At 64.3% G+C, this 17,661-nt stretch carries 12 protein-coding genes; 6 read left to right on the plus strand and 6 right to left on the minus strand.

Annotated elements, in window-relative coordinates; translation table 11 throughout:
- Positions 1-34: 34 nt before the first annotated feature.
- Together SR882_RS06590 and SR882_RS06595 are read right to left on the minus strand one after the other, a co-directional pair.
- Entirely contained in the window at positions 35-2,749 is a 2,715-nt protein-coding gene (locus SR882_RS06590) for an EAL domain-containing protein (protein WP_322520463.1), read from the minus strand.
- Positions 2,750-2,995: 246 nt separating this feature from the next.
- Positions 2,996-4,231 carry an argininosuccinate synthase gene (locus tag SR882_RS06595; RefSeq protein WP_322520464.1) on the minus strand — a complete coding sequence of 412 codons (1,236 nt, stop codon included), beginning with the start codon at positions 4,229-4,231 and terminating at the stop codon, positions 2,996-2,998.
- A 328-nt stretch (positions 4,232-4,559) separates the two neighbouring features.
- Here SR882_RS06595 and aceE point away from each other — a divergent pair, with 328 nt between their 5' ends.
- The 6 genes from aceE (at position 4,560) to SR882_RS06625 (ending at position 12,217) form a co-directional block, all read left to right on the plus strand.
- Entirely contained in the window at positions 4,560-7,217 is a 2,658-nt protein-coding gene (aceE, locus tag SR882_RS06600) for a pyruvate dehydrogenase (acetyl-transferring), homodimeric type (RefSeq protein WP_322520465.1), read from the plus strand.
- Positions 7,218-7,331: 114 nt separating this feature from the next.
- Complete coding sequence (locus SR882_RS06605; RefSeq protein ID WP_322520466.1) at positions 7,332-8,663, plus strand: dihydrolipoyllysine-residue acetyltransferase; 1,332 nt, start codon at positions 7,332-7,334, stop codon at positions 8,661-8,663.
- 10 nt (positions 8,664-8,673) lie between these two features.
- Positions 8,674-10,446: a dihydrolipoyl dehydrogenase gene (gene lpdA / locus SR882_RS06610; protein ID WP_322520467.1), complete on the plus strand. Its 1,773-nt coding sequence runs from the start codon at positions 8,674-8,676 to the stop codon at positions 10,444-10,446.
- Positions 10,447-10,473: 27 nt separating this feature from the next.
- A complete protein-coding gene (locus SR882_RS06615) occupies positions 10,474-11,259 on the plus strand; it encodes a sulfite exporter TauE/SafE family protein (protein ID WP_322520468.1) in 786 nt (261 codons plus the stop codon).
- A gap of 63 nt (positions 11,260-11,322) precedes the next feature.
- Entirely contained in the window at positions 11,323-11,817 is a 495-nt protein-coding gene (coaD, locus tag SR882_RS06620; RefSeq protein WP_322520469.1) for a pantetheine-phosphate adenylyltransferase, read from the plus strand.
- Between the two features lie 151 nt (positions 11,818-11,968).
- Entirely contained in the window at positions 11,969-12,217 is a 249-nt protein-coding gene (locus SR882_RS06625; protein WP_322520470.1) for a YfhL family 4Fe-4S dicluster ferredoxin, read from the plus strand.
- 85 nt (positions 12,218-12,302) lie between these two features.
- Here the strand turns inward: SR882_RS06625 and SR882_RS06630 are convergent, their stop codons facing one another.
- From SR882_RS06630 to carB, 4 genes are all read right to left on the minus strand, one after another.
- Positions 12,303-12,572 (minus strand): acyl carrier protein, encoded by a 270-nt coding sequence (locus tag SR882_RS06630; protein WP_322520471.1) that lies wholly within the window; start codon positions 12,570-12,572, stop codon positions 12,303-12,305.
- Positions 12,569-13,849 carry a serine--tRNA ligase gene (gene serS, locus SR882_RS06635; RefSeq protein WP_322520472.1) on the minus strand — a complete coding sequence of 427 codons (1,281 nt, stop codon included), beginning with the start codon at positions 13,847-13,849 and terminating at the stop codon, positions 12,569-12,571. Before serS ends, SR882_RS06630 begins: the two co-directional genes overlap by 4 nt.
- 62 nt (positions 13,850-13,911) lie before the next feature.
- Positions 13,912-14,394, minus strand: coding sequence for a transcription elongation factor GreA (gene greA, locus SR882_RS06640; protein WP_322520473.1), 483 nt, complete (start codon positions 14,392-14,394; stop codon positions 13,912-13,914).
- Entirely contained in the window at positions 14,391-17,624 is a 3,234-nt protein-coding gene (gene carB, locus SR882_RS06645) for a carbamoyl-phosphate synthase large subunit (RefSeq protein ID WP_322520474.1), read from the minus strand. The genes greA and carB overlap by 4 nt, the downstream gene beginning before the upstream one ends.
- Positions 17,625-17,661 lie beyond the last annotated feature (37 nt).

Raw genomic sequence — 17,661 nt, forward strand, 5'->3', positions numbered from 1 at the left:
CGATATCCGCCCGTTGACCGCGTGGCCAACGGCGTCAGTCGGTCAGGGCGTGGCGTTCCAGGGCAAGTCGTTCCACCAGGGGTTCCGGCCTGTGCAGCAGGTAGCCCTGCGCAAAGTCCACCCCGATGCGCTCGAGTTGCGCCAGTGTCGCCGGGGTTTCCACCCACTCGCCCACCGTACGAGCTCCCATGACACGCGCCACGTCGTGGATGGATTCGACGATCACGGCTGCAACGCGGTCATGTTCCAGGTCGCGGACCAGTTTGCCGTCGATCTTGACGATGTCGGGTTTCAGTCGGCGCAGGAATTCGAACGAGATCAGGCCACCGCCGAAGTCATCCAGTGCCACCAGGCAACCGAGCTCGCGTAGCGAGGCTATCAGTTCGGCCGCCTGATCGAAATTCGCGATGGCCGCCGTCTCGGTGATCTCGAAGCACAACCAGGTCGGATCGACGCCGTGACGATGCAACTCGTCCCGGACAAACCCGACCAGTTCACCGTCTTTCATCGACTGACCCGACAGGTTGATGGTCAATCGCGCCGGTGGCGCGGCGCCGGCCACCAGATGATCGCTCAGCCCCTGCAGCGTGCGGCGCACCACCCAGCGGTCGATTTGCGGCATGTAGTTGAATCGTTCCGCGAGCTCGATCAATGGGGCTGGCGACCCCAGCTGTCCATCCTCTCCCGCCAGGCGCAGCAACACTTCCAGGCGCACGCCGTCGGTTTCGGCGGCGCCAATGGCGTGGATTTCCTGCGCATGCAGCACGAAACGGTCCTGCTCGACCGCCTCCTTGAGACGATTGAGTTCGGCGAAATCGGTCTGGCGCAAGGTCCGCTCGGCACCACTTTCCTCGAACATGACCAGACGGTTGCCGCCGAGTTTCTGCGCGGTCACGCAGGCGGATTCCGCCTCCTCGACGACGGTGGCCGCGTTGAAGCCCCCACCGGACGCCAACGCGCGGACACCGACGCTGGCCGAGGTGCGCAGCGCCTGGTCGTCACCTTCAAGGCGGAATTCGCGGATCGCCTGGAGTATTCGTTCCGGCCAGCCATCGCCGGCCGAGGATGACAGGTAGATACCGAATTCGTCCCCGCCGAGGCGTCCGATCGGCGTATTGGGCGGCAACATCACCCGCAGGTAGCCCGCCAGACGGCGGACCAGTTCGTCGCCCATCCGGTGTGAGCCCCCCTCGTTGACCAGGCGGAAATGGTCCAGATCCACCCAGAGCAGCATGCCGCCCTCCTCGCCTTGCTTCGAGTCAGCGGACGCCATGCGCGACTCGACTTGCTCGAGGAAGTGCCGCCGCGTCAGCAGGCCGGTCAACTCGTCGTGCGTGGCTCGATAGGCCAGCTGACGACTGGTCTCGTCGAGCTCCGTGATGTCCATCATCGAGATGACCAGCCGCTGCACCTCGCCGTGATCGCCGACGTCGTCCATCCGGGCGGCCGTCAGATTGAGTACCCGGCGGGGATAGCCATGCGCGAGGATCACCGAGTATTCCACCCAGCGGCGAGTGGCGAGCTGCTCGATCATGCCGGCGAGCGAAAAGTCGTGCGTGTCGTGACGAAACATCAACGCGAACACGTCGGTCAATCGCTGCCCCATGGCATCGCCCGGCTGTCTATCGTCGGGCAGCAGTCGCTCGGCCGAGGGGTTGAGAAACTGGATGCGTCCCTCCCCGTCAAGCGTCACGACCGCGTCGTGCATCGCGGTTAGGGCGGCCCGGTGCTCGCGTTCTCGACGGGCCAGGAGACGGCGGGCATGCCACTGCTGCCAGAGCAGCAGGGACAACAGCGCACTCAGGCCAACGGGTATTACCCACCAGTACGCGCGCAACCAGTCGACCACAGTCATCGGTGGAGTGAGCCAACGGTCGGCCAGCACCTCCAGATCGCCGTAATCAACCGGTTCCGACCAACCGGCCAGATTGGCCGCACGCATCGCAGGGGAATCGACAGGCATCGACAGCAGCGTCGAACGGACCTGTTCGCGCAACGTCGGGTCGGCCCGCGTCGTCGACGCCAGTGGCCATTGCGGCACCAGTCGGGTGGAAAGCGCGTGCGGATAACCCGGTTCACTGACACGATTGAGCACGCTGAAGGCATCCGCGGCGTAGCGTCCGGCCTCGATCTCCCGCGTGAGCACATCCGCCCGGACGATACCGGCATCCGCTCGGCCAGCGGCCACCGCGCCGAGCACGTTGGCCATCGGCAAACCGACGTACAGCGGCAGGATGTCGTCATCCATCGACAGCCCGGCCCGCTCGATCTCCTCGGCCCCGAGGATCCATGCCCCCAGCGCATTGGGTGCCACGCCCGCGACGATCGCCCCTTCAAGGTCGGCCAGGTCGCCGATCTCCTCGCGCTCGGCCAGCCGCACGATCACTGACCCGAAGCGGTTGCTCGGGCTGCCCGCTCCGTCAACCACCCGGGTAGCGAGGGCCTCGAGATCGTAATCGGCCCGCAACTGGACGAATTGGAGTGGCTGGAGGTGCACGAAGTGCAATTCGTCCTGCCGGACGGCACGCGCCACCTCCTGCAGGTACAGCGGCCGGATCTCGAAACGGGCCCCTTCAATGCGGTCACTGAGATAATCGGCGGTCGGGTTCCAGCGCGCCTTCGCTTCTTCCTTGCTGGTGATCGTGAGTACGCCGATGGTGATCAGTCGATCCTCGCTGGCCCAGGCCTGGGCCTGGACCGGGGATTGCCACGCGGCCAGCAGGATGAGGCCGAGCAGCAGGCCTTGCACCAGAGCGATTCCGGCCCGGCTGGAGGGGATACCGACAGCAAAAAGGCGGGCCATGGCCATTGCCACGACCCGCCTGAGGAAAGCTCCTTCCCTAGTCGGTCTGCGCGCCTTCATGACGCCGGTTACTCCGCGGTTTGCCACTCGCTGCATGCCAGACATCCCTTGCCTGTGAAGCCGACCCTTTCGGGGGTCGGGTCGTCCCTGTCGCGCAGGGGCTCACTTTCGCGCCCCGCCATTGGCGAGCGTTCAGCCGCGCCGGCCGGCCTTCGCGCTGATACGCAGGCGCAGGGCGTTGAGCTTGATGAAGCCCTCGGCATCGCGCTGATCGTAGGCACCGGCGTCATCCTCGAACGTCGCGATCGCCGGATCGAACAGGCTGTTGTCGGACTGGCGACCGGCCACGATCACGTTGCCCTTGTACAGGCGCAGGCGCACATCACCGTTGACGTTTGCCTGGGTCGCGTCGATGGCCTTCTGCAACATCTCGCGCTCGGGGGCGAACCAGTACCCGTTGTACACCAACTCGGCGTACTTGGGCATCAGTTCGTCCTTCATGTGGGCCTCGCCACGGTCGAGCGTCAGCGACTCGAGTGCGCGGCGCGCCTTGAGCATAATGGTGCCGCCCGGGGTCTCGTAGCAGCCCCGCGACTTCATGCCGACGTAGCGGTTCTCGACCATGTCGAGTCGACCGATGCCATTCGCGCCGCCCAGCTGGTTGAGCTTGAGCAGCAACTCGGCCGGCGAGAGCTTCTCGCCGTCGATGGAGACCGGGTCGCCCTTCTCGAAACCGATGACGATTTCGGTGGCCTCGTCGGGGGCACGCTCGGGGCTGACCGACCAGCGCCACATCTCCTCTTCCGGCTCCCACCACGGATCCTCGAGGTTACCGCCCTCGTAGGAGATGTGCAGCAGGTTGGCATCCATGGAGTATGGCGATTTCTTGCCGGCGGCCGCGAAGTCGACCGGGATGTCGCGGCTTTCCGCGTAGTTCATCAGCTTCTCGCGGGAGTTGAGGTCCCACTCGCGCCACGGGGCGATTACCTTGATCTCCGGGTTGAGCGCGTAGGCATTGAGCTCGAAGCGCACCTGGTCATTACCCTTGCCGGTGGCGCCATGGGCGACGGCGTCCGCACCGGTCTCGCGGGCGATATCAACCAGACGCTTGGCGATCAGCGGGCGGGCGATGGAGGTGCCCAGCAGGTACTCGCCCTCGTAGATGGCGTTGGCACGGAACATCGGGAAGACGTAATCGCGAACGAAGGTCTCGCGCAGGTCGTCGATGTAGATTTCCTTGACGCCCATCTTCTCGGCCTTTTCACGCGCCGGGTCGAGCTCCTCGCCCTGCCCCAGGTCCGCGGTGAAGGTCACTACCTCGCAGTCGTAGGTCTCTTCCAGCCACTTGAGGATCACCGAGGTGTCCAGGCCGCCGGAATAGGCCAGTACCACCTTGCCGAGCTTCTTGGGGGCCGCGGGATTGCTCATCAGAACTCCTGAATTCGATTTGTGTTTGCGATGTGTTTGGCACGTAATCGGGCCATTATATAGACACCGCTGCGCCATGACAGGGCATAGGGTTTTTCAATCCCCCGATTACGCCACGCCGAGCGGCGTCAATACGGCACTTCCCATTCGCTTTCCGGCCGACATCACGCGCGTCAAACGGCTTCGGCATGCGCTCGAACATAGGAAAACTTGCCGGAATCGCGCATAATGAGGCGCAAATTTTGGTCCGGTGCGACCATCGAAACCCTGCCGTGATGCGCTTTGGCGCGGTTTCGGACGCACCCAACGACAGCTTTGAGGAGTGCTTGTGACCGATTACATCGATCAGGATCCGCAGGAAACCCGGGAATGGCTTGACGCACTCGAGGCAGTGGTCAGCTTTGAAGGGACGGAAAAGGCCCGCCATCTGATTGGCAGCATGATCGAGCTGGCGCGCCAGCACGGCATCGACACCCCCTATTCCGCAACGACCCCCTACATCAACACGATTCCGCCCGAGAACGAGCCGCAATATCCCGGCGACCGTCAGCTCGAGCAGCGCCTGCGTGCCCTGATCCGCTGGAATGCCATGGCGATCGTGGTGCGGGCCAACAAGGAAAATTCGGTCGGCGGCCACATCGCCTCCTACCAGTCCAGCGCGACCATGTACGAGGTCGGCCTGAACCACTTCTTCAAGGGCCACGACCATCCGGAAGGCGCCGACATGGTGTTTTTCCAGGGCCACGTCGCACCCGGGATGTATGCCCGGGCGTTCCTCGAGGGGCGCATCACCGAGGAGCAACTGCTCAACTTCCGCCAGGAAGCCCACAAGGACGGACTGAGCTCCTATCCCCACCCCTGGCTGATGCCGAACTTCTGGCAGTTCCCGACCGTCTCCATGGGTCTGGGTCCGTTGATGGCGATCTACCAGGCGCGTTTCATGAAGTACATGGACGCGCGCGGTTTCGGCAAGGTCAACAGCCGCAAGGTCTACGCCTTCCTCGGTGACGGCGAGATGGACGAGCCCGAATCCCTGGGCGCGATCGGCCTGGCGGTGCGCGAGAAGCTCGACAACCTGGTGTTTGTCGTCAATGCCAACCTCCAGCGCCTCGACGGCCCCGTGCGCGGCAACGGCAAGATCATCCAGGAGCTCGAAGGGAGCTTCCGCGGTGCCGGCTGGAACGTGATCAAGGTGATCTGGGGGCCGGGCTGGGACGAGCTGCTCGCTCGAGACAAGTCCGGCAAGCTGATCGAACGGATGATGGAAGTCCCCGACGGCGAATACCAGGCCTACAAGGCGAAGGACGGCGCGTTCGTACGCGAGCACTTCTTCGGCAAGTACCCGGAGACCGCCGAGTTGGTCAAGAACATGACCGACGATGAAATCTTCTCGCTGACGCGTGGTGGCCACAGCCCGCGCAAGATGTACGCGGCCTACAAGGCGGCCAAGGATTGCAAGGGCAAGCCGACCGTCATCATCGCCAAGACCATCAAGGGCTACGGCATGGGCCCGTTCGGCGAAGGCGCGATGACCGCCCACCAGCAGAAGAAGCTCGACAACGACGGCTTGAAGTACTTCCGCGACCGCTTCGGTCTGCCGATCTCCGACGAGCAGCTGGAGAAGAACGTCCCGTTCTACAAGCCGGACGACAGCCACGAGCTGATCAAGTACATGAACGAGCGGCGCAAGGACCTGGGCGGTTACCTCCCCTCCCGCGTCGATCGCGCCGAGTCCATCCCGGCGCCGGACCTCAAGGCGTTCGACATGATCCTCAAGGGCACCGGCGATCGCGAGATGTCCTCGACCATGCTCTTCGGTCGCATCCTGGCGATGATCCTGCGCGACAAGAAGCTCGGCAAGCGCGTCGTGCCGATTATCCCGGACGAGGCCCGCACCTTCGGCCTCGAGGGGCTGTTCCGCCAGGTCGGTATCTACGACCCGGCCGGTCAGCTCTACGAACCGGTCGATGCCGACCAGGTCGCCTGGTACAAGCAGGCGGCCAACGGCCAGGTGCTGCAGGAAGGCATCAACGAGGCCGGCTCGATGTCCTCGTGGCTGGCCGCCGCGACCGCCTACGCCAATTACGGCGAGGCGATGGTGCCGTTCTACATCTACTACTCGATGTTCGGTTACCAGCGCGTGGGCGATCTGGCCTGGCTGGCCGGCGACATCCGGGCGCGTGGCTTTTTGATCGGCGCGACCGCCGGCCGGACTACGCTGGAAGGTGAAGGCCTACAGCACAACGACGGCCACAACATCATGATGTTCTCGGCCGTGCCGAGCGCTCGCGTCTACGACCCGACCTACGGCTACGAGATGGCCATCATCATTCGTGATGGCCTCAAGGCGATGGTCGAGGAAAAGCAGGATTGCTACTACTACATCACGGCGATGAACGAGAACTACTCGCACCCGGCCATGCCCGAGGGTATCGAGGAAGGGGTTCTCAAGGGCGCCTACCGCCTGCGCGAGAGCAAGAAGAAGCTCAAGAGCCGCGTCCAGCTGATGGGTTCCGGGACCATCCTGCGCGAGGCCGAGGCCGCTGCCGTGATGCTCGAGGACGAGTGGAAGGTGGCCGCGGACGTCTGGTCGGCCACCAGCTTCACCGAGCTGGCTCGCGAAGGCCAGGCCTGCGAGCGGCACAACCGGCTGCACCCGGATGCCGAGCCGAAGACGCCGTACATCACCGCGGCACTCGAGGAGCGCAATGCCCCGGTCATCGCGGCGACCGACTACATCCAGGCCTACCCGGATCAGATCCGTCGCTTCGTGCCCGGCTCGTACACCACGCTGGGCACGGATGGCTATGGCCGGTCCGACACCCGTGCCGCCCTGCGGCGCTTCTTCGAGGTCGACGCCGCCCACATCGTGGTTGCCGCGCTCAAGGCCCTGGCCAACGAGGGCAGCATCCCGGCCGCCAAGGTCACCGAGGCGATCAAGAAGTACGGCATCGATCCGGACTGCGGCCCGCCGATCGAACGCTAAGACCTATCGACCCTGCCCCGCTCATGTCGGCATGAGACGAGGCAACGGCCCCATTCGATCCGACGCCCGCGGCACTCTGCGGGCGCGCATGCAACCTTTCATGGAGACAGGCTGATGGCCATCAAGTCGATCACCCTCCCCGATATCGGCAATTACGACAACACCCCGGTTATCGAGGTGCTGATCTCGCCCGGCGACCGGGTGGAAAAGGAAGACTCGCTGATCACGCTGGAGTCCGACAAGGCCACGATGGAGATCCCGTCCCCTTACTCGGGCGAGATCAAGAAGGTGCTGGTCAAGGTTGACGACACGCTGAAACAAGGTGATCTGATCGCCGAGATCGAGGCCGAGGAAGACGACAAGGCCCCGGGATCGGACGAACCGCCGGCCGAGGAGCCCGGGAAAGCCGAGGAATCCGAGCCGACCGCAGAGGAAAAGCCGGCAGAGCCTGAAGAACCGGCCCCGGCCGCCGAGAAGCCCCCTGAGCCGGCCGCACCGGCAGCGGCCACGCCCGCCCCCGCCAATCGACAGAGTGCCGGCGCGAAGTCGCACGCCAGCCCGTCGGTACGCCTGTTCGCACGCAAGCTGGGCGTGGACCTGGCCAATGTCACGGGCACCGGGCCCAAGGGGCGCATCCTGCAGGAGGACGTCGAGGGCGCGATCAAGCAGGTCATGGAAGGCGCGGCCAAGGGTGGCGCAGCTACCGGCGCGGGGATTCCGCCGCTGCCGGAAATCGACTTCTCCCAGTTCGGCGAGATCGAGGAAAAGCCGCTCTCTCGGATCAAGAAGCTCTCCGGCAAGCACCTGTCGACCGCGTGGCTCAACATCCCGCATGTCACGCAGTTCGACGAGGCCGACATCACCGAGGTCGAGGCCTTCCGCAAGTCGTTGAAGCCACGGGCCGAAAAGGCCGGCATCAAGATGACGCCGCTGGTGTTCGTGCTCAAGGCATTGGCGCATGTGCTGCGGGAATTCCCCCACATGAACGCCTCGCTTGCGCCCGATGGCGAGAACCTGATTCTCAAGAAATACATCAACCTTGGCGTGGCCGTGGACACCCCCAATGGCCTGCTGGTGCCGGTGGTGCGCGATGTCGACCAGAAAGGCGTGTTCGAGCTGTCCGAGGAGTTGATGGAAATCTCGTCACGCGCCCGTGACGGGAAGCTCACCGGCGCGGACCTCTCGGGCGGGACCTTCTCGGTCTCCAGCCTTGGGGGCATCGGCGGCACCCAGTTCACGCCGATCGTCAACGGCCCGGAGGTGGGCATCCTGGGCGTTTCCAAGGCCAGTATGCAGCCGGTCTGGGACGGTTCGGAGTTCGTGCCGCGTCTGATGCTGCCGCTGGCGCTGTCCTACGATCACCGCGTTATCGACGGGGCCGAGGGGGCGCGGTTCATGACCACGCTCTCGCGCACGCTCACCGATCTTCGCGAACTGATGCTGTAAGGAGCGCCGGATGACCATCGAAACCATCAACCTGCCGGATATCGGCAATTCGGACGAAGTCGAGATCCTCGAGGTGCTGGTCGAGGCCGGCGACGCGATCGAGGCCGAGGACTCGCTGATCACCCTGGAAACCGACAAGGCGACCATGGAGATCCCCGCTCCGGCCGCGGGCAAGATCACCGAGATGCTGGTTGGCGTCGGCGACAAGGTCAGCACCGGCACCCCGATCGCGAAGTACGAACCGGCCGCCGGTGACGACAAGGCGGACGACGCACCGACCGAGAATGCCCCGGCCGAGGAAGCGGCCGCCACCGAAAGTGAGGCGCGCTCCCCTGCCCCGGCGGCCGCTGCGGCCACCGATGAGAAGGCCGACGTCGAATGCGACGTCTGCGTACTCGGTTCGGGCCCGGGCGGCTACACCGCCGCCTTCCGCGCCGCGGATCTGGGCAAAAAGGTCGTGCTGATCGAACGCTACCCGGTGATCGGTGGCGTCTGCCTGAACGTCGGCTGCATCCCCTCCAAGGCCTTGCTGCACGTCTCCGAGGTATTGAACGAGACCCGCTCGATGGGCGCTCACGGTGTGACGTTCGCCGAGCCGAAGATCGACCTCGACAAGCTGCGCGGCTTCAAGGACAGCACCATCCAGAAGCTGACCGGCGGCCTCGAGGCCCTCGCCAAGCAGCGCAACGTACAGATCGTGCGCGGCTACGGCCGCTTTATCGACCCGCACCACGTGAAGGTGGTCGACGACGAAGGCAACGAGACAGTGGTGCGGTACGAGCATTCGGTCGTCGCCGCCGGCTCGCAGCCGGTGAAGTTGCCCTTCATCCCGCACGACGATCCGCGGGTGATGGACTCGACCGATGCGCTCGAACTCGAGGAAGTGCCGGGCAAGATGCTGGTGATCGGCGGCGGCATCATCGGGCTGGAGATGGCCCAGGTCTACGATTCGCTCGGCGCGGAAATCTCGGTGGTCGAGCTGGCCGACACCATCATCCCCGGGGCCGACAAGGATCTGACCCGCCCGCTCTTGAAGATCCTCAAGAAGCGCTACAAGGACATCTTCCTCGGCGCCAAGGTGACCAACGTCGAGGCCAAGAAGGACGGGCTGCACGTCACCTTCGAAGGCAAGAAGACGCCGGAAACGGCTGTTTTCGATCGGATTCTTGTCGCGGTCGGTCGGTCACCGAACGGCAAGAAGATCGATGCCGAAAAAGCCGGCGTCTCGGTGGACGATCGCGGCTTTATCGCCGTCGACGAGCGGATGCGGACCAACGTCGAGCACATCCACGCCATCGGCGACGTGGTGGGCCAGCCGATGCTGGCGCACAAGGCGGTTCACGAGGGCAAGGTGGCCGCCGAGGTCATCTGCGGCCTGCCGTCGGCGTTCACGCCGATGGGCATCCCCAGCGTCGCCTATACCGACCCGGAAGTCGCCTGGGCGGGCAAGACCGAAGACGAGCTCAAGGCCGAGGGTATCGAGTACGAGAAGGGCGCGTTCCCCTGGGCCGCCTCGGGCCGGTCGCTGAGCCTCGGCCGCGACGAAGGACTCACCAAGGCCCTGTTCTGCAAACAGACCCATCGTCTGCTGGGTGCGGGCATCGTCGGGCCCAATGCCGGCGAACTGATCGCGGAAGCGATGCTGGGGATCGAGATGGGCGCCGATATGGCCGACATTGGCCTGACCATCCACCCCCACCCCACCCTCTCGGAGACACTTGGGTTCGCCGCCGAGATGGCCGAAGGCACGATCACGGATTTGCTACCGCCCAAGAAACGCTGATCCAGCGCCGGCAAAGGGAGGTCGCCAGTGGAGTACTTGTTGTTCGCCATCCTCGGGATGGTCGGTGGCGTCGCGGCCGGCCTGCTCGGCATTGGTGGCGGGCTGATCATGGTGCCCGTGCTGCTGATGATCTTTCCGACCATCGGGATCAGCGGCCCCCATCTGGTGCATATCGCCATCGGCACCTCGCTGGCGGCGATCGTGTTTGCCTCGATCACCTCCGTCTACAGCCATCACCGGCACGGGGGCGTCCTCTGGGGCGTGTTCGCCCGGTTTGCGCCGGGGATGGCGCTCGGGGCGATACTGGGCTCGACCGTGGCGCACCACCTGCCCGGTGAGGTACTCAAGATCGTCTTCGGGGTACTCGAGATTGCCGTCGCCCTGCAGATGGCGTTCGGCAGGACGCCACCGGCCAGCCGACAGCTCCCGGGCATCGTTCCACTCACCGGGGTATCGAGCACCTTCGGGGCGATCGCGTCGATCATGGGCATGGGGGGCGGCGCGATGACGACCCCCTTCTTCCTCTACTGCAATATCACCGCCCGTAACGCCATTGCCACCAGTGCCTCATTGACCCTGCCAACCGCGTTGTTCGGCGCGGCGGGTTACGTCGTCAGCGGCTGGGCGATCGACGGTCTTCCGGACATGACGGCCGGCTATGTCTATCTGCCGGCACTGGCCGGAATCGCCGTATTCTCGGTGCTTTTCGCCCCCATCGGTGCCAAACTCGCGCAGATACTGCCCGCCCTGGCACTCAAACGCATCTTCGCCTTCGTGCTGATGGGGCTGGGCATTCACATGATTCTTTCCTGATCCCGAGTTGTTCCGGGTCCGATCCCGATCCGCTTTCGACCTCAGTCCTTCGGGGGCATCTGCATGACACGCAAGAAACGCATCGCGGTCTATCCGGGCACTTTCGATCCGATCACCTACGGTCATGTCGATCTGGCGCAACGGGCCGCCCGGCTGTTCGACGAGGTGATCGTTGCGGTGGCCGGTGATTCGAGCAAGCACACCCTCTTTTCGCTGGAAAGGCGTCGGGCGCTGGCCGAACAGGCCATCGACGATGACACGGGCAGCATTCGCGTGGATTCGTTCGATGGCCTGCTGGTGGACTTTGCGGCCGAGGTGGGTGCCACCGCCCTGGTGCGAGGGCTGCGCGCCGTGAGTGACTTCGAGTATGAGATCCAGCTCGCTGCGATCAACCGACGGCTGAACAGCGAACTCGAGACCGTGTTCCTTTCCCCGGCCGAGGACCTCGGCTTCATCTCGTCGAGTATCGTGCGCGAACTGGCCCGATTGGGAGGCGACGTCACCGACTTCGTCCCGCCCGCCGTGGTGCAGGCTCTCAAGGAACCCCGGCGAGAATAGCGACGCACGTCGGCCTGATTTCCACCCATGGGGATGCGCCGGGAAATGACTGACCGCCATACTGTGGAATTTTGCGCACAGCGCGCCAAAATCGCGTTTACCTGTTATCCTGTGCGCCAGTTACCGACTAGATATTTGGGGAGGAATCCGCATGTCCCTGCTGATTACCGACGAATGCATCAACTGTGATGTCTGCGAGCCGGAATGCCCGAACGGCGCCATTTCACAGGGTGATGAGATCTACGAGATCGCGCCCAACCTCTGCACCGAGTGCGTGGGCCATTACGATGAGCCGCAGTGCGTCGAGGTTTGCCCGGTCGACTGCATCATCACCGATCCGGACAACCAAGAGACCGAAGACCAGCTGATGGGCAAATATCATCAACTGACCGGCAGCTAAGGCCCGGCAAGCCTCGAGCCCAAGCAAAAAGCCCGCCGAGCATTCGGCGGGCTTTTTACGTTCTGGGCCCCCAGAACGGCCGACCTCAGGTACGGACGCGGATGAATTCGGTCACCGTGCCGAAGGTCGCAAACCATTCGGCATCGATTTCATCGTCGGAAAGCTGGATATCGAAGCGGTCCTCCAGCGCGGTCAACAGCAACACCACGCCCATCGAATCAAGCTCAGGTATCTCGCCGAACAAGCCGCTCTCCGGCGTAAAGCGTTGCGCCGGTCCCGGCAGGTCCAGCGTCTCGATGATGACCTTGCGGACCGTCTGGAAGAGCGGATCGGGCGCGATCGACACCTCGCTCACACCTGGGCCTCGATTCGCTCGATCCCGCCCATGTAGGCGCGCAACACCTCGGGCACGATCACGTCGCCGTTTTCGCACTGGTAGTTCTCCAGCACCGCCACCAGGGTGCGACCGACGGCCAGACCGGAGCCGTTGAGGGTGTGGACCGGTTCCGGTTTTCCCTCGGCACTGCGAGTCCGTGCCTGCATCCGGCGGGCCTGGAAATCGCGGGTATTGGAGCAGGACGAGATCTCGCGATAACGCCCCTGCCCCGGCAACCACACCTCCAGGTCATAGGTCTTGGCCGCGGAAAAGCCCATGTCGCCAGTGCACAGCGCCAGCCGACGGTAGGGCAATCCCAGGGCGTCGAGCACCGTCTCGGCATGGCCGGTCAGTTCTTCCAGGGCACGCTCCGACTCGCCGGCCGGAACGATCTGCACCAGCTCGACCTTCTCGAACTGGTGCTGACGGATCAGCCCGCGCGTGTCACGGCCGGCCGAACCGGCCTCTGAGCGAAAACACGGGGTGTGAGCGACCATCTTCAGCGGCAACTGATCACGCTCGAGGATACGGTCGCGAACCAGATTGGTGACCGGCACCTCGGCGGTCGGGATCAGGTACCACGGGGCTTCGCCTTCAAGCTTGAACAGGTCCTCGGCGAATTTCGGTAGCTGGCCGGTGCCGAACAGCGAATCGGCGTGCACGATGAACGGCACCTGTACCTCGGTGTAACCGTGCTCGCGGCTGTGCAGATCCAGCATGAACTGCGCCAGCGCCCGGTGCAGGCGGGCCACCGGCCCCGACATGGTGACGAAACGCGCGCCGGTGAGCTTGGCCGCCGCCTCGAAGTCCATGCCGGCGAGCCCGGCGCCCAGATCGACGTGATCCCGTGCCTCGAAGGAGAACGTCGGGATCTCGCCAACGGCGTGCATCTCGACGTTGTCATCCTCGCTTTCACCCACCGGCACGTCGTCGTCCGGCAGGTTGGGGATGCCGGCAAGGAAGGCATCCAATTCTTCCGCGATCTCGTTCAGGCGGGCCTTGGCCGCATCGAGACGGTCCCCCAGCTCACCAACGGCCGCGATCAACGGCTGGATGTCCTCGCCGGCCGCCTTGGCCTTGCCGATCTTCTTGGACTCGGTATTGCGCTCCGCCTGCAGGGTCTCGGTCTGCACCTGCAGTGATTTGCGCTCGGATTCGAGCGACTCGAACCGCTCACGATCGAAGGCAAACCCGCGACGGGCCAACCGCGCGGCGACATCATCGGTTTCCTGGCGAAGAACTCGGGCGTCAAGCATTGGGGATCCATCGGTTGCGAAGGATAGACCGGCGGGTCGTGTTACCCGGCCGGCAAGGCGTGTCAGGCGATGTACTCGACCTCGACGATCTCGAAGGTGCGGGTCTTGCCACCGGGGGCATTGAAGGTGACCTCATCGCCAACCGATTTACCGATCAGGGCGCGGGCGATGGGCGAGTGGATCGAGACCAGGTCCTTCTTGATATCCGCCTCATCGTCACCGACGATCTTGTAGCGAATCTCGGAATCGGTATCCAGGTCGAGCAGCTCGACCGTGGCGCCGAAGATGACCTTGTCACCCGGTGGCATGCGGGTGACGTCGATGATCTGTGCATGCGACAGCTTTGCCTCGATCTCCTTGATCCGCCCCTCGACAAAGCCCTGCTCCTCGCGGGCCGCGTGATATTCGGCATTTTCCTTGAGATCGCCCAGCTCGCGCGCCTCGGCAATCGCCGCGATGATGCGGGGACGATCGACGCCGCGCAGTCGCTTGAGCTCTTCCTCCAGGCTGGCCGCACCGGCGGCCGTCATCGGGGTCTGATTCATGCAACGCACTCCTGATGCAGGTCCTGAAGCCGGTTGACGGTGACCGGCTGGTGCAGATATTTCAACGCCAGCGCCATCGCCTCGGCCCCCGCCAAGGTGGTGAAGTACGGGATGCGGTAATGCAGCGCCTCACGCCGGATCTCGTAGGAATCGCTACGCGATTGCTGGCTGTTCGAGGTGGTGTTCACGATCATCGCGATCTCGCGGTTCTTGATCATGTCGACCACGTTGGGCCGGCCTTCGGTCACCTTGTTGACCATGGTCACGGCCAGGCCGTTCTCGTCGAGAAAACGTGCCGTGCCACGCGTGGCGACCAGGGAGAAGCCCCACTCCACCAACGCCTTGGCCACTGGCAGCATCCCCTTGTAGTCCTGCTTGCGCACAGAAATAAACGCCGTACCCGACAGCGGCAGGGAGTTGCTTGCCCCGGCCTGAGCCTTGGCGAAGGCCTCGCCGAATTCGCGGCCGACCCCCATGACCTCGCCGGTGGACTTCATCTCCGGGCCGAGCAGCGGGTCGACGCCGGCGAACTTGATGAACGGGAACACCGCCTCCTTGACCGAGTAGAACGGCGGAATACGCTCGGCGGTGATCCCCTGGCGCTTGAGGCTGACACCGGCCATCGTGCGGGCGGCTACCTGCGCCAACGGCACGCCGACCGCCTTCGAGACGAACGGCACGGTCCGAGACGCGCGTGGGTTGACCTCGATGATGAAGATCTCGTCGCCCTGGATCGCGACCTGGGTGTTCATCAGGCCGACGACGTTCAGCTCGCGCGCCATGGCCTTGATCTGTTCGCGGACACGATCCTGCACGGACCGCGGCACCGTGTACGGCGGCAGCGAGCAGGCCGAATCACCCGAGTGCACACCGGCCATCTCGATGTGTTCCATCAGACCGCCGATCACCACGTCCTCGCCATCACAGACGGCGTCAATATCCATCTCGGTGGCGTCATCGAGGAACCGATCGAGCAGGACCGGCGACTCGTTGGAGACCTTGACCGCATCGCGGATATAGCGCTTGAGGCCGTCCTCGTCGTGGACGATCTCCATCGCGCGGCCACCCAGCACGTAGGAGGGGCGCACCACCAGCGGGTAGCCGATCTCGGCCGCCAGGTGAATGGCCTGGTCGGCCGATTTGGCGGTGCGGTTGGGCGGCTGCTTGAGATCCAGCTTGTGGATCATGTCCTGGAACCGCTCGCGGTCCTCGGCGCGATCAATCGCATCCGGCGTGGTGCCGATGATCGGTGCACCGGCCTTTTCCAGATCGCGTGCCAGCTTGAGCGGCGTCTGACCGCCGAACTGCACCACGACGCCACGCGGCTGCTCGATCTCGATGATCTCGAGCACGTCCTCGAGCGTCAGGGACTCGAAGTACAGCCGGTCGGAGATGTCGTAGTCGGTCGAGACCGTCTCGGGGTTGCAGTTGACCATGATGGTCTCGTAACCGTCCTCGCGCAGGGCGAGCGCGGCGTGAACGCAGCAATAGTCGAACTCGATCCCCTGACCGATGCGGTTGGGCCCGCCGCCCAGGATCATGATCTTGTCGCGATTGGACGGCTCGGCCTCGCAGAACGGCTCGTAGGTCGAGTACATGTAGGCCGTGGAGGTCGGGAACTCCGCCGCACAGGTATCGACCCGCTTGTAGACCGGGCGCACACCCAGGGCGTGGCGGTGCTTGCGCACGGTGCTTTCGGTCTCGTCGAGCAGCTTGGCCAGCCGCGCGTCCGAGAAACCCAGACGCTTGAGCTGGTACATCTGCCCGGTGCCCATTTCCTTGAGCCGCCCGCCACGCAGTGATTCCTCGGTCCGCACCAGGTGTTCGATCTGCCGGAGGAACCACGGATCGATGAACGAGTGACGGTGAATGCGCTCGAGGTCGAAGCCATGGCGGAAGGCGTCGGCGACATACCAGAGCCGATCGGCACCCGGCGAGTGCAGCTCGCGCACCAGCCGATCCTCGATGTCGTCGTCGGACAGGCTGCCTTCCAGCACCTCGTCCAGGCCGTCCCGCCCGATTTCCAGGCCACGCAGCCCCTTCTGCAGGGATTCGCTGAACGTCCGGCCGATCGACATCACCTCGCCTACCGACTTCATCTGCGTCGTGAGGCGGTCGTTGGCCGCCGGGAACTTCTCGAAGGTGAAACGCGGGATCTTGGTGACCACGTAGTCGATGGTCGGCTCGAACGAGGCCGGGGTCGCGCCACTGGTGATGTCGTTCTTCAACTCGTCGAGCGTGTAGCCGATGGCGAGCTTGGCGGCGACCTTGGCGATCGGGAAACCGGTGGCCTTGGAAGCGAGCGCGGACGAACGCGACACCCGCGGATTCATCTCGATGACGATCATGTCGCCGTTCGCCGGGTTGACCGCGAACTGCACGTTCGAGCCACCGGTTTCCACCCCGATCTTGCGCAGCACCGCGAGCGAGGCGTTGCGCATCACCTGATATTCCTTGTCGGTCAGGGTCTGTGCCGGGGCGACCGTGATCGAGTCACCCGTGTGCACGCCCATCGGATCAAGGTTCTCGATCGAGCAGATGATGATGGAGTTGTCGTTCTTGTCGCGCACGACCTCCATCTCGTATTCCTTCCAGCCGAGCACCGACTGTTCGATCAACAACTCGTTGGTCGGCGAGAGGTCCAGCCCGCGACGAACCAGTTCCTCGTATTCCTCGCGGTTGTAGGCGATGCCGCCCCCGGTGCCGCCCATGGTGAACGACGGGCGAATGATCGCCGGAAAGCCGATCTCGACCTGCGCGGCTACCGCGGCATCGAAGGTATGCACCACGGTCGAGAGCGGGGTCGACAGGCCGATCTCGGTCATCGCGTCCTTGAAGCGGTCGCGGTCCTCGGCCATGTCGATGGCGTCCTGGCTCGCGCCGATCAGCTCGCAGCCGAACCGGTCGAGCACGCCGTGCCGGTAGAGATCCAATGCGCAGTTGAGCGCGGTCTGACCGCCCATGGTCGGCAGGACGGCATCCGGCCGCTCCTTTTCGATGATGGCACCGACGGCCTCCCAGGTGATCGGCTCGATGTAGGTCGCATCGGCCATCTCCGGGTCGGTCATGATGGTCGCCGGGTTCGAGTTGATCAGGATGACCCGCAGGCCCTCCTCGCGCAGCGCCTTGCAGGCCTGGGCACCGGAATAGTCGAACTCGCAGGCCTGACCGATCACGATCGGCCCCGCGCCGATGATCAACACACTTTGAATATCGTTTCTCTTTGGCATGCTCGACTCACCTGCCAGCCGCGGCTGGGCAGTTGGT

It is taken from the genome of Guyparkeria halophila (genome assembly GCF_034479635.1).
Taxonomy (GTDB): domain Bacteria; phylum Pseudomonadota; class Gammaproteobacteria; order Halothiobacillales; family Halothiobacillaceae; genus Guyparkeria; species Guyparkeria halophila.

Excerpts from the sequence above, each read along its gene's own strand:
- greA (WP_322520473.1), bottom strand. The coding sequence starts at position 14,394 with ATGAATCAGACCCCGATGACGGCCGCCGGTGCGGCCAGCCTGGAGGAA.
- lpdA (WP_322520467.1), top strand. The coding sequence starts at position 8,674 with ATGACCATCGAAACCATCAACCTGCCGGATATCGGCAATTCGGACGAA.
- SR882_RS06625 (WP_322520470.1), top strand. The coding sequence starts at position 11,969 with ATGTCCCTGCTGATTACCGACGAATGCATCAACTGTGATGTCTGCGAG.
- SR882_RS06605 (WP_322520466.1), top strand. The coding sequence starts at position 7,332 with ATGGCCATCAAGTCGATCACCCTCCCCGATATCGGCAATTACGACAAC.
- serS (WP_322520472.1), bottom strand. The coding sequence starts at position 13,849 with ATGCTTGACGCCCGAGTTCTTCGCCAGGAAACCGATGATGTCGCCGCG.
- coaD (WP_322520469.1), top strand. The coding sequence starts at position 11,323 with ATGACACGCAAGAAACGCATCGCGGTCTATCCGGGCACTTTCGATCCG.
- carB (WP_322520474.1), bottom strand. The coding sequence starts at position 17,624 with ATGCCAAAGAGAAACGATATTCAAAGTGTGTTGATCATCGGCGCGGGG.
- SR882_RS06595 (WP_322520464.1), bottom strand. The coding sequence starts at position 4,231 with ATGAGCAATCCCGCGGCCCCCAAGAAGCTCGGCAAGGTGGTACTGGCC.